General features: G+C 51.3%; 8 protein-coding genes and 1 tRNA gene. 6 read left to right on the top strand and 3 right to left on the bottom strand.

The window, feature by feature from the left end; all coding sequences use genetic code 11:
- Positions 1-19: 19 nt before the first annotated feature.
- From QRX40_RS00170 to QRX40_RS00145, 6 genes are all read left to right on the top strand, one after another.
- Positions 20-2182: a helicase gene (locus tag QRX40_RS00170; protein ID WP_313835469.1), complete on the top strand. Its 2163-nt coding sequence runs from the start codon at positions 20-22 to the stop codon at positions 2180-2182.
- Positions 2179-3240, top strand: coding sequence for an HAD-IIA family hydrolase (locus tag QRX40_RS00165; RefSeq protein WP_313835467.1), 1062 nt, complete (start codon positions 2179-2181; stop codon positions 3238-3240). The genes QRX40_RS00170 and QRX40_RS00165 overlap by 4 nt, the downstream gene beginning before the upstream one ends.
- 5 nt (positions 3241-3245) lie before the next feature.
- A complete protein-coding gene (locus QRX40_RS00160; RefSeq protein ID WP_313835466.1) occupies positions 3246-3566 on the top strand; it encodes a hypothetical protein in 321 nt (106 codons plus the stop codon).
- A gap of 47 nt (positions 3567-3613) precedes the next feature.
- Complete coding sequence (locus tag QRX40_RS00155) at positions 3614-4372, top strand: TlyA family RNA methyltransferase (RefSeq protein ID WP_313836330.1); 759 nt, start codon at positions 3614-3616, stop codon at positions 4370-4372.
- 106 nt (positions 4373-4478) lie between these two features.
- Positions 4479-4552: transfer RNA gene (locus QRX40_RS00150), tRNA-Arg, on the top strand.
- Between the two features lie 1187 nt (positions 4553-5739).
- On the top strand, positions 5740-9504 hold the full coding sequence (locus tag QRX40_RS00145; RefSeq protein ID WP_313835465.1) for a hypothetical protein: 3765 nt from the start codon (positions 5740-5742) through the stop codon (positions 9502-9504).
- Positions 9505-10454: 950 nt separating this feature from the next.
- On the opposite strand, the gene QRX40_RS00140 is transcribed toward QRX40_RS00145, so the two are convergent.
- The 3 genes from QRX40_RS00140 to QRX40_RS00130 all read right to left on the bottom strand — a co-directional run bounded on the left by QRX40_RS00140 (position 10455) and on the right by QRX40_RS00130 (position 14958).
- Positions 10455-11264, bottom strand: coding sequence for a hypothetical protein (locus QRX40_RS00140; RefSeq protein WP_313835463.1), 810 nt, complete (start codon positions 11262-11264; stop codon positions 10455-10457).
- A gap of 549 nt (positions 11265-11813) precedes the next feature.
- Positions 11814-12197 (bottom strand): isochorismatase family protein, encoded by a 384-nt coding sequence (locus QRX40_RS00135; RefSeq protein ID WP_313835461.1) that lies wholly within the window; start codon positions 12195-12197, stop codon positions 11814-11816.
- A 1786-nt stretch (positions 12198-13983) separates the two neighbouring features.
- Positions 13984-14958 (bottom strand): AraC family transcriptional regulator, encoded by a 975-nt coding sequence (locus tag QRX40_RS00130; protein WP_313835459.1) that lies wholly within the window; start codon positions 14956-14958, stop codon positions 13984-13986.
- Positions 14959-15004: the final 46 nt, after the last annotated feature.

Raw genomic sequence — 15004 nt, 5'->3', positions numbered from 1 at the left:
GCAGGAATTAAGGACACTGATGGCAGAAGAACACAATCATTCCCGGGGCGATCGCGGACGGGGCCGGGGCGGTTCGCGCCCAGGAGGCTTTCGGTCGGGCGGCCATCGCTCTTCGGGCTTCCACAAGGGCGGTTCGCGCTCGGGCGGATACCGCTCCGGAGGCTATCGTTCGGGAGGTCACCGCTCCGGCAACTTCCACAACCATGACGGCGAGGGCGGCGAAGAGCGTCGTTCCGAGGGCAGGAATGGACAGCGGCCTTTCCGCGGGCGCGGGCACGACCGGTTCGACCGCGACCATCGTGGATACAGGCATGACCGTCAGGATGGCCACGGCGGCTTCCGCAGGGATTCCGACCAGGATCGCCACGGCCGTCGACAGGATGGCGACCGTCCACGTCGTGATTTCCATGCCAATGGGCATGGCGGATACGGGCATCGTGATCATGACAACGACCGCGGTAGGTCGGGGTATGGCGATCGTCGTTCCGGTCGCGGCTACCAGCGGCATGACCGTGACCGTGATCGTGGTCAGGGCTTCCGCGGGGACCGCCGTCGGGGTGACGACCGGAGGTTTGATCGTCGGCAGAATGAGCGGTCCGGCGGGGATCGCCCGTGGAACAACCGCTCGCGGGATGACCGTCCACGTCAGGACCGTTCACATGGAGACCGTCCCTATGGCAACCGCTCCTACGGCGACCGTTCCCGTGATGACCATCGTCAAGGCGGCTATCGGGGCGACCGCTACCAGGGCCAGCGTGGCCGCGATGACCGTCGCCATGACGACCGCCGCGGGACCTATCAGCGTGACCGCCAGAATGGCTATGACCGCGGTCGCCGCAACTCAGACGGGACCATCTCCTATCCCTCGCAGAACCCCTATACGGATCGTCGGCCTGGCGAGCCCAAGATGCCCAAGGGCCTGGAATGGTCCATGCTCTCCAAGGATGACCGTCTGCGCCTGCGCGGGCTGAGCAAGGAGCATGCCGAGAACATCGGTTTGCACATCCTGGCCGCCTACGCGCTGGAGGAGACCGATCCCCAGGGGGCCCTTGCTCATGCCAAGTGGGCTGCCCGGCAGGCCTCGCGGATCGATCTCGCTCGTGAGACGCTGGCCCTGGTGGCCTATCGTCAGGGCGACTACAAGCTGGCCTTGAAGGAGTTCCGCACTGCCCACCGCATGAACGGATATTCTGATTACCTGCCCTTCATCGCCGACTGCGAGCGTGGTCTGGGTAATCCTCGTAAGGCCATTGAGGAGGCTACCTCCGAAGAAGGCAGCCAGCTGCAAGGCGAGTCCAAGGCGGAGATGTTCCTGGTCTATGCCGGAGCCTTGGGCGATCTGGGCCTGTGGGACAAGGCCATCGAGACCGTTCAGGCCCTGGCCAAGGCCCGTGGGCTCAGCGGCGACTACCGGATGCGTGCCGTGCAGGCCGAGCAGAACTTCCTCGAACAGGCTGGTCGCAGCCAGGAGGCTCTGGAGCTGGAACCTCTGCTGGATCGGCTGGAGGCGGAGTATGCCGACGAGGATGAGGACGAGGATGGTCAGAAGGACGGACAATCCGAGGAAATCCTGATCGACTACGACCTGGAGCACCTGGATTCGGCCATGATGGAGGATCTCTCCATCGACCCGGATGGCGGCGAGGAGGACTCGGATGAGGCTGAAGCTGAGACTGAGGCCGCCGAGTCTGATGTCACCGATGCATCCGATCAGGGTGCCGATGACAGCAAGGTTGAGGAATCCCCTGAATCAGCAGCTTCGGACGATTCAGCGGACTCAGCTGGCACAAGTGGCTCATCTAAGTCGACTGACTCATCTGATTCGGCTGATGCATCCGACGCAGTTGATTCAACTGGTTCGTCCGACTCAGCTTGTTCATCCGAAATACCGGTATCCGAAATGCCGGAATCCGGAATGCAGAAATCGTCAGACGCTGTGGAGCAATACGGGGAAGAGCCCTCTCGCCTTGATGGGCAAACTTCGGACGATGGCTCTCAAAGCGACCAGAGCAGTGACGAAACTGACACGGCTGTCGCCGATAAATCCGCTGCTGACAACGGCGACGCGGCTGTCCTGAATGCAGGATCCGAGGCAGACACTTTCGACCATGAAAACGAACAGACCAATGATGAGCAGGTCAAGGAGTCCGATACGTCTGATGAAAACAGGGCTGAATCGTGACCGTCTTCCTCAAAGGAACTGATGACGCTCCGGCAAAGACCTACCGTCTGGCCCTGCTGGACCTGGACGGGGTGGTCTACCGGGGCGCTGACCCTGTCGAGCATGCGGCCGAGGGCATCGACCGCGCTCAGACGCTCGGCATGCGCATGGCCTACACCACCAACAATGCATCCCGGTTTCCCCACGTAGTGGCCGATCAGCTGCGCGGGTTCGGTCTGACCCTGGACGATGGCCAGGTCATCACCTCGGCCGTTGTCGCCGCACGAATGCTGCGCCGACACCTGCAGGAGGGCGCTAGGGTGCTGGTCATCGGATCCGATCATCTACGTGATCAGATCCGCCTCAACAAAATGGTGCCGGTAGGCAAGGCTGCAGATAAGCCAGAGGCCGTCATTCAGGCCTGGTATCCCGAGCTGAGCTGGCAGGACCTGGCCCAGGCCTCCTTTGCCATCGAAGGCGGTGCACGCTACTTCACTACCAACAAGGATCAGACCCTGCCCCGCGAAGGTGGCATGGCGCCCGGGAATGGGGCCATGCTCCAAGCGGTGATTCTGGCTACTGGCAAGCAACCGGAGGACTCAGCCGGGAAGCCGGAATCGGCCATGTACGACGAGGCTCGGCAGCTCTTGGCCGGCGACCAGAAGATCTTGGACATTGACCAATGCCTGCCCGTGGGCGATCGTCTGGACACCGACATCGAGGCAGCCAACCGGGGCGGGTACGACTCCATGCTCGTCCTGACGGGTGTGGCCCGAACACCCGCCATTCTGACTGCGCCGGCCAAATGGCGGCCGACCTATCTGGCTGAAGACCTGCGTGGCCTCACTGCGCCGCAACCCCAGCCCAGTAAGGAGGCCGACCAGACCTGGCACTGCGGAGGCCAAACCGCAAAGGTGGATGACGACGGGCATGTCATTTTGCGTGCTCTTGAGGCAGGAGGCAATCCCCTTTCTGATTTGGATGCTGTGCGAGCCTGCGCCTGTGCGCTCTGGGAGTACCAGGATCGTGGTGGAGACATGGACGCGCTGGATCTGCCCGCCTTCGTCGTAGGGGCATAGCGGCCATGTCGGAAGAGGTCAAGCCCGGACAGCTGGGAGCGAGTGGACCATCCCAGGAATCCAATCACTACGGGCTACCTGAGCAGTCCGGCCAGAATGAGCAGTCTGTAGAGTCTGAGCCTTCTGGACGGTCCTCACAGGCAGATGATGAGGATACGACTGCGTCAGCTCCTGAGGAGCCCATGGACAAGCAAGCCATGGCCCCTCTTTTGAAGCGTTTCCCTGAATTAGCGGAATTGGATGATCTGGATGATGCCCAACAGGTTGAGCTGCTCGGCAAGGTGCTGACCGGGCTCCAGCAGGACCTGAACCGGGAGGGCAAGTGAACGATGAGGACACAGTCGTCAGCGCTGGGGACGGTCGTCGAAGGACTGTGGCCCACACCCGCGACCGGCTTGACCGTATCCTGCCTGCACAGGGGCTGACGGATTCGCGTGCCAGAGCCCAGGCGCTGATTCGTCAGGGCCGGGTTACGGTCAACGATCATCTGGCATCAAAGCCTGCTCAGAGCGTCCAGCCAGGCGATGTGATTCTTCTGGATCCGGGCGATGACTATGCCTCCCGGGGAGCGCTGAAGCTGGAGGGCGCCCTGACGACTTTTGCGGCGCAGGGGATGCCAGATCCGCGTGACAGGCTCTGCCTGGATATCGGGGCCTCCACGGGCGGTTTCACTGATGTTCTGCTCAGGCATGGTGCAAAGAGAGTTATCGCCCTCGATGTGGGCCACGGGCAGTTGCTTGAACGGATTGCCTCTGATCCTAGGGTGGTTGACATGAGCGGTGTCAACATACGCGAAGTCCAGCCGGGCGACCTGCCGTATCGTCCGGAATATGTGGTTTCGGATGTGTCTTTCATCTCGCTGACCTATGTCATTCCTGTCCTCCCCGCCTTGTTGGTGCCTGCTGCCAACTGTCTGCTGCTGGTCAAGCCCCAGTTCGAGGTCGGACGCAGCCTGCTGGGCCATCATGGCATTGTGACTGACGAGGACCGAAGGCAGGAAGCGTTGGAGCGGGTCTTGGCCTGTGCACGTGAGCATGGATTCGTTGTTCGTGCTACCATGCCATCGCCCATAACGGGAGCCCATGGCAATGTGGAATATCTGCTCTGGCTGTCTTGGCCGCAGTCGGTCTGAAGCCTGCGGTTTCCCGCTTCCCGCGCGACACACCAGACTGGACAGAATCCACAATTGCGATAATATAAATGAGTTGTCAAAAACGAGTTCCTCGTCAAGATGACATGCGCCAGTAGCCCAACGGATTAGAGCAGCTGACTACGGATCAGCAGGTTGCAGGTTCGAATCCTGTCTGGCGCACGAGCTAGTGATGGTTCTAAGGCTGATGGCCTTGGAGCCTTTTTGCTTTTAAAGACAGGCACATCGTATATGCAATGTCCGAGTTATACGCCATAAGATCTGTCTGAGAGTGTTTGTTAGGTATCAGGAAAGTAGGGCTTTAGTCGTTAGTAAGTGCCTGCTTTGCCCGAGAATCAAGAAGACGTCGATATGCCCTGTTTGAAGGCAGTCGTGAAGAAGAACAGTACTGTCAGCGCAGGTCGTATCCACTGGCTGCGCACGTAGTGCGGAGCCTAGAAAAGCCTCGGCTAAAATTGGTGGGCTGCCAATTTGAGAAGTGACTTGGACTGGTTATTCTCTAAGCAGGAGCCCGAGGACGGCCCGAGCGGGGACAAGCCCATCTTGTGACCTGCTCATGGACCGTATCGCCGCCCCCAAGGTTCCAGTGTGTAACGGCGTCGTCAGGGTATCGCTAAGGTTATGTATGCGTCAGGCGCGGCCAGGTACGCTCATACGCTGCTGCCTGCCCCATATCAGCATGAACCTCATCGCCTTGACCGGTAAGCGACTACGGATGAAGGTCGGCAGGCAGCTGTGGCGCATCGTTGTCACCCTGAACCGGGTGAAGACTGATGAGGACTTGAGGTAATAATTGGTCGCTTACAACGACTAGGAATGCAAAGGCACGAATGGCTTGAGAGGCAAAGCACATTTAACGACGAGATTGAGGCTGATATGCCCATCAACGATTCGTAAAAGCCAGAAAACTGTTGAATAAGAGCATCATGGAAGGCGCCATGGACACCTTTTTCTCCATGGTTGACCAGTGCGAGGACCTGATACTTACGATCAACAAACTACTTGAAGCTTGAAATAAACAACTACACCATGCTCCTCAATCACAACGGCTTAAGACTGGAACGACGATATGGCCGATCTGCTGGTGTGCCATCAGCAGACCTAAGACCCCCGAGAATCTTCCACTCATCCATTTTCACAATCAGACAAGTTTTGCAACAATCTTTAGAAACCACCCACCATGCCAAAATGTACGGGTGATCGGGATCATCAGTGACGGTGCAATGTACTTCTCGCAAACATTTGCTACTGATCTTCTCTCACAGCCATAAGTCTTATACCGTTATCAAATCTTATGGGGTATGGAAGTAACGTAGGTGTAGTCGTTTCATAAGGTCAGGAAGGAAATTATGGGGAGACTGCCGTATTTAGCTCAGCTCAAAGATGTTTATTCATTTGGAAGAACAACTACAGCTCGTTCGACATTGCCTATCCTGATAAGAAGAATTATCTTGCAGTCGAATCAAACAATCACTTTTATTAAAATGCCCGGAGAGGAAGATACGGACCTAGGTGGATACGATGGTCAAGTGCGTGCTGGGCAAGGAAACGCATTTGTTCCATCGGGGTACAGTGTGTGGGAATTCGGCACATCTCGTGGTATCAAAGCTAAAGCCAATTCTGACTATAACAAGCGTACAAAAAACCCATTAGGCATAAACCAATCCGAAACCACCTTCGTCTTTGTTACCTTGGGGAGATGGGCGGATGCGCAGGCTTGGGCTCGCGGGAAAAGCAAAGAGGGAAAATGGAAAGAAGTCCGTGTATATACGGCCGATGACATATTAACAGCGCTTGAGGAAACTCCAGCGGTATATTTGTGGTTTTCAGAAATGTGCGGGAAATCGGTTCATGGATTATCCAGTCTGGAAACTTGGTGGAATGACTACCGAAAACCGTGTGATAATCTACTTACTTCTGAGCTTGTCTTGTGTAATCGATCTAATGAAAGAAGTCTTCTTAAGAAGAAACTAAATGACAGCAAGCCGAATCAAATAATAATACGGTCTGTGACGATTGAAGATTGTCTTGCATTCGTGGCGGCGACTTTGCTTTCTGAGAAGCAAGGAATGCTGTCTAAAGCGGTGGTCGTTAGTGAGGCAAGCGCACTAGAGTATTTAAGACAAGTGTCAGAACGTCTAATTGTGCTTTTGTCAGATGCTGCTCTAGTAAGAGAAGCTCAACTACTTACCGGACACCATATAGTTATTGGTATAAATAAAGTGCAGCAAGTCGCACCAACAATCAATTTGCCTGACATCTCGTATGAAAAAGCCGTCAACTATTTCAAAACAAAAAGTATACCGGATGAAAAACAAGCGGAGTATGCGCGTGCGGCACATAAAAGCATACCATTGCTGCGTAATAAAATTGCTTTAACACCTCTTCCAGATGAGCTCTTACCGAATTCAAATTCTCCTCATGTAAATCAACTAGTTAGACGAGCATGGATGCTTGGGCGGTGGGATGGTGCAATAAAAGGAGACGCAGACGTTGTTGCCCGTTTTGTGATAGACCCCAGCGATGAAGAGTTAACTGCTGCGCTACTTAAAGACGCTAATAGTGCTAATCCCGTTTTTTCAATGTTTGGAAGTGTGCGTGCAGTTATTTCCCCCGTTGAGAGTGCTGAACGCTTTTTGCAAGCGATAACAAGATCCGATTTGGATGCCTTTCGAGAGGTAGTTTGTTCTGTACTGGAAGAAGCAAATCCTGCCCTTGTTCTTCCAGAAGATCAGCGATGGGGGGCGAAAATTTATGGAAAGGGGAGGAAAGAATCTGACGATCTTAGAAAGGGAATTAGTACTACACTTGCCTTGCTAGGTTCCTCGAGTGTGACTGTAAGCGATTTCCCTTCTCTGTCTTTTTCGGATTGGGCGGCCAAAGTTGTTTCAGATATTCTGCGTTTCGCAAATGATGATTGCACCGGGGACATATGGATTTCGATAAATGATGTTTTGTCGGAAATTGCTGAGGCAGCACCCGAAGAGTTTCTGGATGAATTGCAAAGAGCAATAAGTCCAAGCGGTGTATTCATGGATAAATTATTCCACGAATCATCTAATTGGTTGGCACCTACCAGCCCGCATGTACAAGTGCTTTGGGCTTTGGAACGTCTGGCAATGATTCCCGATTATTTTGGGAGAGCTATGTGGTTACTTGCGTTACTAGCTGATCGCGATCCAGGCGGGAAACTTGCTAATCGGCCGTTAAACTCTCTCGCTACTATTCTGCGTGTATGGTATCCTCAAACAGCTGCATTATCAGATGAAAGGCATTCGTTCGTTCAAAAAGTCTGCAGAAAACTACCTGAGGTTGGTAAATCACTAGTTATTGCTCTCATTCCTAGGGCAGGGGAAAGCACTTCAACAATTACCCCGTTTGAATTTAGACAATCTGCTTCACCAAGTAAGCCGACCGATAATCAAATCGTTGATGATATTAACGTATATCTTGACTGTGCTATTGACCTTGCTGAAAGTGATCCATCAATCTGGATCAAGATTATCTCTAAGTTGCCTTATTTGTCTCAAAAGAGCAGAAATACTGTTTTGAATAAGCTTAGTCTAGCTAAGTTGAAACCAACCGATACACGTGATGCGATATGGTTGGAGTTTTATAAACTTATCGGGGAATATCAGTCTTCAGCAAATGTGTCATCGTCTTTATCTCTCGAAGATATCAAATATTTCAAATCGGTCATGAAAGAGCTAGCACCAGTAGATCCTGTTGTTCAAGTAGCCCCGCTATTTACTTACGACTGGTTGGTTTACGTCTTGGACAATAATAATCAGTCGATTGATAGAAAGCATCTTCTAGGAAAAGCCAGAAATGATGCAATTAGTAATGTCTTTGAGGAAGGTGGTCTGGAGAGCGTATTGCGACTTGCCAAAAGAGTTGAATGCCCTTGGATCGTTGGAGATGCGTTTGCTTGCCTCGGCCTACAGATACACGACCATGCGATTGCAAGACTCTTAGAAAGCGAGTTTTCCAAAGTATGTTATTTTGCGAGTTCAGCTTTGTATAGGCTAACTAATGGTAAATTAAGCAATCTACTGGAGATAATGCATAGTGATAGTTTGTCCAACACGGTGAAAGCTCGCTTGCTCTTGCTCTCTGATGAATTCGATGAAGTATGGACATCTCTTGATAGTTATGATAAAGAAGTGGAGATGATATATTGGCTAGAGTTTCCAATTAATCACTTAGGAACCGATTTCATGTTAGCCAATGAAGCAGCAAAACAGCTTGCGAGTCATGGACGAATCGTGGACGCTCTCAAATTGCTTGCGTTATATTGTGATGCTAGTGCTGTTGAAGTTGATTCGGGCTTAGCGGCTGATCTTATGGAAAAGTTGCTGATATGCCATGATCGTGAAAGTGAGACATTATCTAGTTATGAAATAGAAGTGCTGATAAAACTCCTCCAAGATAGTGACAGTGTAGAACGTACTCGTCTTGAGAAACTTGAATGGGCCTATTTGCGAGCAATTAATGATGGACGTGTGTGCTTATTGTTACACCGAAAACTCGCTGATAACCCGCGCTATTTTGCTGACATAATCTCTCTCGTCTACCCAGAAACTGCTAATGTTGGAAAACAGCCGAATGTTCCGAAAGAACAGTCGGAAAATGCTTGGCTTCTGCTAAATACTTGGAGAACGATTCCAGGAGCGGTCAATGAGTCAAATGAGATCGTCGAAGAACAACTCAGAGCCTGGATTCAAGAAGCGCAAAAGATATTGTGTTCGCGTAACCTAATTAAACAAGGAAACTACTATATCGGGAAAGTACTGGCTCACGCTCCTGCTGATGATGACGGAACATGGCCATGTAAATCAGTATGTAATGTAATAGAAGACTTTCAGTCCACATTTTTAGATAAAGGTTTCAGTACTGAATTGTTCAATAAAAGAGAGGCATTTTTTCGTGGTTTAGAAGAAGGCGGGAAACAAGAGTACGAGCTTGAAGATGAACTCCAAAAATGTGCTGACAGAATTAACGTTCAATGGCCGAAGGTGGCTGCGCTGCTGACAAGACAAGCGAGAAAATATCACTCGATGGGATTAAATGAAGATGAGCAAGCTAAAAGGTATAAGGAGGGTATAGATTATTGAGTCCGGTGCTCTGGACTGCGGATAATGTGGTTTTGCATTTGGTGGTTAAGCAGTAAAACTGGTAATAGTCCTACTCCTTGGCGTTTTGAGTGGTAAATATACGGCCTGAAGGTTTTTATTTTGTTCTTGTTCGGTGTATTCCATACAAGTAATGTGCCTGTGCCTTTTGCCATTCAAAAGAGTAAAGAATAAATCGACTAGTGTGTAGAAGCGTATCAAGCAGCGGCCATACTGCCGCTTTTCACTATGCCTAGCTTGCATGCGGCATGTAGTACACGGTTAGGTAATTGAGGTGAGTGAAGGAGAGGCTGGATCATTGCGGGAGGCCAATAGGATCCAGAAATATTTGATACCCACACCTAGGTGTGGGTTAGAAAAGCTGTGATCTGATCTCACCAACTTTACTGGTCGAAGACCTTTTCTATCGCGTATTCCACATCTTTAGATGACTTAGAGTTGCGGAATAAGACAGTATGCAAACAAGGTGGGCAAAGACCAAATGAACAGCATTTGAAGTAATCACAAAGACATGCGGCAACGGCATGAGCCTGATTAATGACTCTAAACAAGTCGCCTTTACGATGCAGGGAGGGAAAGTTTTTTGATATTTCGGATACGCGGGCCGATCCATTGAATACGAATCTTGTTCCACAGTGGTTTTCATGTGGTTTGTCGTCATTGTTTAACCGGTTTTATGCCCTAGTCGAGTTGGGGCGTGCTGATTACCGTGATGAGAATCTTGAGGCAAATTTGCGAGTTTTACAGTATTAGATGACGTATTTCAAAAAAATACATCTATTCCGACTGCTTAGAAGAATGTAAGAGAAAACGACAGACAGTTAAAATCACTGTAAAAGATAAATCGAACCATCCCCGTCCATTTCAAAAAGATTCCAAAATAGTGTGCATAAGGTAATTGCTGTTTTAGACTAATTGAACATTATGTCGCTTTATCTGAAACCTGCTGTCTGACTGCGAACGCATTCTTGGGTAGATTTTTGATGGTGAAGGAACAAGTACTGGCTTTTCCTATTTATCTTCAATGAAGAATATGTCCCATCGCTGCCTAGTGTCCATGTACCGGCAAGTACTATCTTGCTATCTTGATTGTGAAAAATCGTGTCTTTGAATTGGCTATAGATTCTGTAGTCAGGTACTCTAATATTCAACTTATATGGATGTGTTGTTGCAGTTTTCAAAAATATCTTGTGCCCTTCATTCTCAAAAAACCATGGTTTTTTGACAGCTTCCACAAGCATCTGTCCGCTTGGGCCATTTGAATGCATGTCTTCGCTGCGCTCGTCAAATAGTATTTCACCAAACTTGGAATTGTTGAATTCCTCATTAGGAAGGTGTTGCTTGCAAAGTGTATAAAGCTCTCGCACAGTTGTTGGCTGTCTGCACGATATGTTGCTGGTTGCTTGTATACCAATGCGTCTATCTTCCGTTTGCCTTGATGGACGATAAGGAACTCTTGTTTCTATTTTTAATATAGCTTTTTTATAGTCGAACTCAGGTTCAACATACAGCTCAGCAATCGTAGCATCGCCTGAACTGTAAGGGCAGTATTCAATATGCCGGTGCAGTTTTCGATTTGCTGCAAAGTATCCATTTCTATTGCCATCTGTTTGGCATATGTAGAGATAGGCATCACAGCGCGGATTTGGGCAAAAGTATCGTATATTGTGATCCTCAACCAAGGCTTGCAGAACACTTATATACTGAGTCCTGTCTGAATCCAGATAGGCATGATCAACCATTTGATCTCCTTTAGCTGGTTGTAGCACTCTCTACACTGACGGCGTGTGGGGTCACTTCTAGCCAAACTTGCTCTTACAATTTTATCACCGTGCTGTCTACTGGTACTTGTGTTTAAAATGCAGGACTGTAATCAATAAAAGGCAACTGCGAATCTGTATATGCGTGGGATAGGTCCGAGCTGAGCTGGGTTTATATTTGAACTGTTATATGGTAGTTGCTGTCAAAGCCGATTGAGTAGCGACCCGTCCGTTTAGACCTTGGAAAAGTGGTAGATTCGGATTCCATTGTCGAGGACGTCAACAGACGCGATTGCGATCCACAACCTTTGTTTTTTGCACCAGTTTCTAACCCTACAGTAGAAGATATTTTGAGTTAGGCTACAGCTAAATTCGGTTTCTGCTACCCGTGAGTTAAGTGCGGTAACTTATAGGGTCTTAACTTGTGTATATGGAGCAGACGGCTGCGACGTGGTGAGATTCGTGCCGTTGGGTTCTTTCCTTCTTGTGAGGAAAGAACCCAACCTACATACATATCAAGAATGTCAAAGGTTAGTCTGTTTGAAGATCTCTCAACAGCGAATCGGTGTCGGTGATGGTGATGAGCGGTGTAAACAGGACCATCGTATCGAGTGCTAGCTTGTGGTTTTCCGGCGTGGATCCGGCGCATGCATCTGCTGCCAATCGAACGGCAATGCCTTGGTCTGCAGCCGCCAAGGCGGTCTGCAACACACAGGCATTGGTGGCGACACCGCACAGGGCTATCTTCTGGGATCCTTTTATTGCCGCCTGCAATTCCGGCCCCCACTTGTCGAAAGTGCTGAGCGAGACAATTGGATGCCCCTTGGCGAGCTCGGCGGTCTCTGGCGTGAGGTCATACATGGGATCGTCGGAGGGGACCTGAAATTCCGGCCATTCTTCATGTATTCCACCCATGCGCCTTTTGGCGGCTGCGGGGCAATGTATCTGGTGTAAGCAACGCGGTCGCCGTATGCCTGAGCGAGGCGGGTGTAGTTCTTGTCTGTCTGATAGTAGGCCCCGTCGGAGCAGGCCCAACGGGACCACTCATTGTGGGTGAATGCCTCCTGGCGGTCAATCACCACCAGCCATTCATCATTGTTGATCATGATAATTTCCTTTCCTGTTGTGGAGTATGGAGCGTATCCCTCTGCACCCCTTACGGTTTCAGTCGATGCTCTCCTGACGACGGATATCGCCCTTCTGAAAGAGCAGCGTTCCGAGAAATCCGACAGCCTGGGCTGTGATGACTCCCATGTTGGTTGCTGCCCAGGTCGGAAACAGGTAGATGATCCCTGTTCGTGTGATGAGTACATGGGTGGCAGAAGCAGGGAAGATGACCTGCGATTCTGTATTTTGTAAGTGCTGTACTTATCCTCGTGCAAGTGATGGTTATCTGGAACCGTGGGTGGTAGGTACGCCCACCGTCCAAAGTGTGCTTTGGATGCGCTATAACGGCGAAGTCTGTTTCTGTGTGCTTCCCACATGCTTACGTCATAAGTCGTGCCTCCATGGCGCTTGTGCTTTGAAGAGAAGCAATATGCAATCCTCTAAATTAGAAGCTTCAGGTCTTCATGTTTTACGGATTTGCCGGGGGGGGGTGATGGTGTTCGGGGAAATCCGCCAACGACATCTATTTCTTTTCTGAAAGGTCTAACCAAAGAACCAGATTCCGGCCACTCATCTGAGGTCTTGTCTGATGTGGACTCGAGGTGTTGGCAGGTAACCTCTTCCGTTTTTGTAAAGGACACTGAGCGGGGCATGGTCTTGGTTATAGCAAAGAAGACAGATGGATACCGGTGATTACTGCTGTAGAGAATGTGTCGCGGAAAGGGAACCATGAGCATGCTCATGAGCAGTCGTATGTTGGCCCAGACCAGCAGTGCCTAGCGCCACTAGCTGGTCTTCCGTCGGCGTTGTCTCTCGGCATATGCTCCTTTTTTTTTCATTGCAGTTCTTTCGTTCTTGTCTTGGCTTTGGTGTGGATAGTTCGAGCGGTGATGGACATGTTTCGGCGTCCGAGTCAGGCCCTTTATATCTGACGCTGTTCCCAGACCGGCCTGCTGGGCCCTCTCTAACGATGAGGTCGCCTGCAACGGCCACTGCCGTAAGCAGCAAAGCCGTGGTCCAATAGTCCACGCGCTTGATGTTCTGCATGAATGCGCATGGAGCTAGGAAGGAGAAAGACACGGTGAACATGATCGGGAATGAGACTGCTCTCCCGAGCATGCTAAGGATCAACTTCTTGTTTGCGGAGGTTCGTGAATCGCCGCGATTTCCGGTATCGTTCTGGTTTATCATTGCTTCCGTCTGACTGTCGGATCGTTGCACATCCACATCATGCGTGGCGCTGCAGCATGCTGTCGGCCCCTTTGGAATGTGTTTCAACATACCATGGAACATCAACGGTGAAAAGGGTTTGGCTTTGTAGTACTTGCGAATGGCTGATAGGGGAGTGAGACAGTAGTTCTGATGCATGTGCTTCCTAGCTTCTCGTATCTTCTTTGGCGGTGTTGCTTGGATACAGGACGGTTGGTTCGGAGCATGTCAAGTATCAGCCTATTTGCTGATACTGGTTGATGGTGACAGTGTGTGTCTTTTATATATATCCTCTGTCCTGCCGCTACACGCAGCATGGGTCGGCCGGGGCCGCTGTTCCAGCTGCCTGGCCTTCGCGATTACGGAAGTATCGATTGATGCGAGCCTAATTAACGCGGTTGCACTGCACGCGCCAAGCGATCGGTGTAACCCCGGTTTCCCTGGTGAAAGCCGCGCTGAATGAGCTGGGGCGCATGTATCCGACCTGCCGGCCAATCCAGGCAACGTCCTCCTCGGTGGACGAGAGAAAATGACGGGCCTGGTCCATTCTTTGCTCTCTGATGTACCTGGCCAGACTTGTGCCGGTCTCACGCTTGAATGCCAGGCATAGACGTGTGCGTCCCACATACAGGGATTGGGCTATCCGATCAATGGAGAGGTCGCCGCCCAAGTGGGATCGGATGTGGGCTTTGACCTGCTGGGCCAGGTCGCGGTCGTGTGACGGTTCGTGGCTCTGTACAAGGGCGGAGAAAGCCTGGGCCAGCATGGCCATGAGGAGGTCGATGTGTGCTTTTATGAGGAACTCCGTCTGGCCCGGCCTTCCTGGGGACAACTTTGACAGGGCGGTTGAAGCGGCCAGTGCAATATCGGATGGCCAGGGTTGGCAGAAGGCGTCAAAGAGTCCCTTGACCTGGCCGGGCCATTGGTTTTCCAGCTCCATGAAATAGTCGGGGAGGATGCAGATGCTCCGGGTCCGCGAGCGAGAGCCTGCCGGTATGCGGTTGGTGACCGATCCCGCCTGCTGGATTAGGGAGACCATATTGCCCTCCTGCTTTGTACATGGCTGCAACCCATAAGGAGCGGGGTTGGCTGCCGGGCTTTCATCCAGGGTCAGGCAGGCATAGTCGGTCATGGCGTACTCGTTAAAGTTCATTTCGCGCAGGAAGGTGATGTCGTGCCATATGACCAGGCAATGAGGACCTGCCGGATTGGCTTGGAATCTTCCCTGGCAGATATCGCCATCGACCTGCCCTTCCAATCCTCCCGATCGGTGATGGAGTTCCATGCCGAGTTGCTCCACCTGGGGGCGATACAGGGTCTGTATCTCGCGGGACTCGGAACGTATCGTGTGGTCTGTCATGGCTCACCTGCTTTCATCCTGCCGGCTTTCACAGCAATCTCGGCGG

It is taken from the genome of Bifidobacterium sp. H6bp9 (assembly GCF_032193695.1).
GTDB classification, from domain to species: Bacteria; Actinomycetota; Actinomycetes; order Actinomycetales; family Bifidobacteriaceae; genus Bombiscardovia; species Bombiscardovia kimbladii.
The sequence above is the reverse complement of the archived record's forward strand: the minus strand, read 5'-3'. Positions and strand labels throughout refer to the sequence as shown.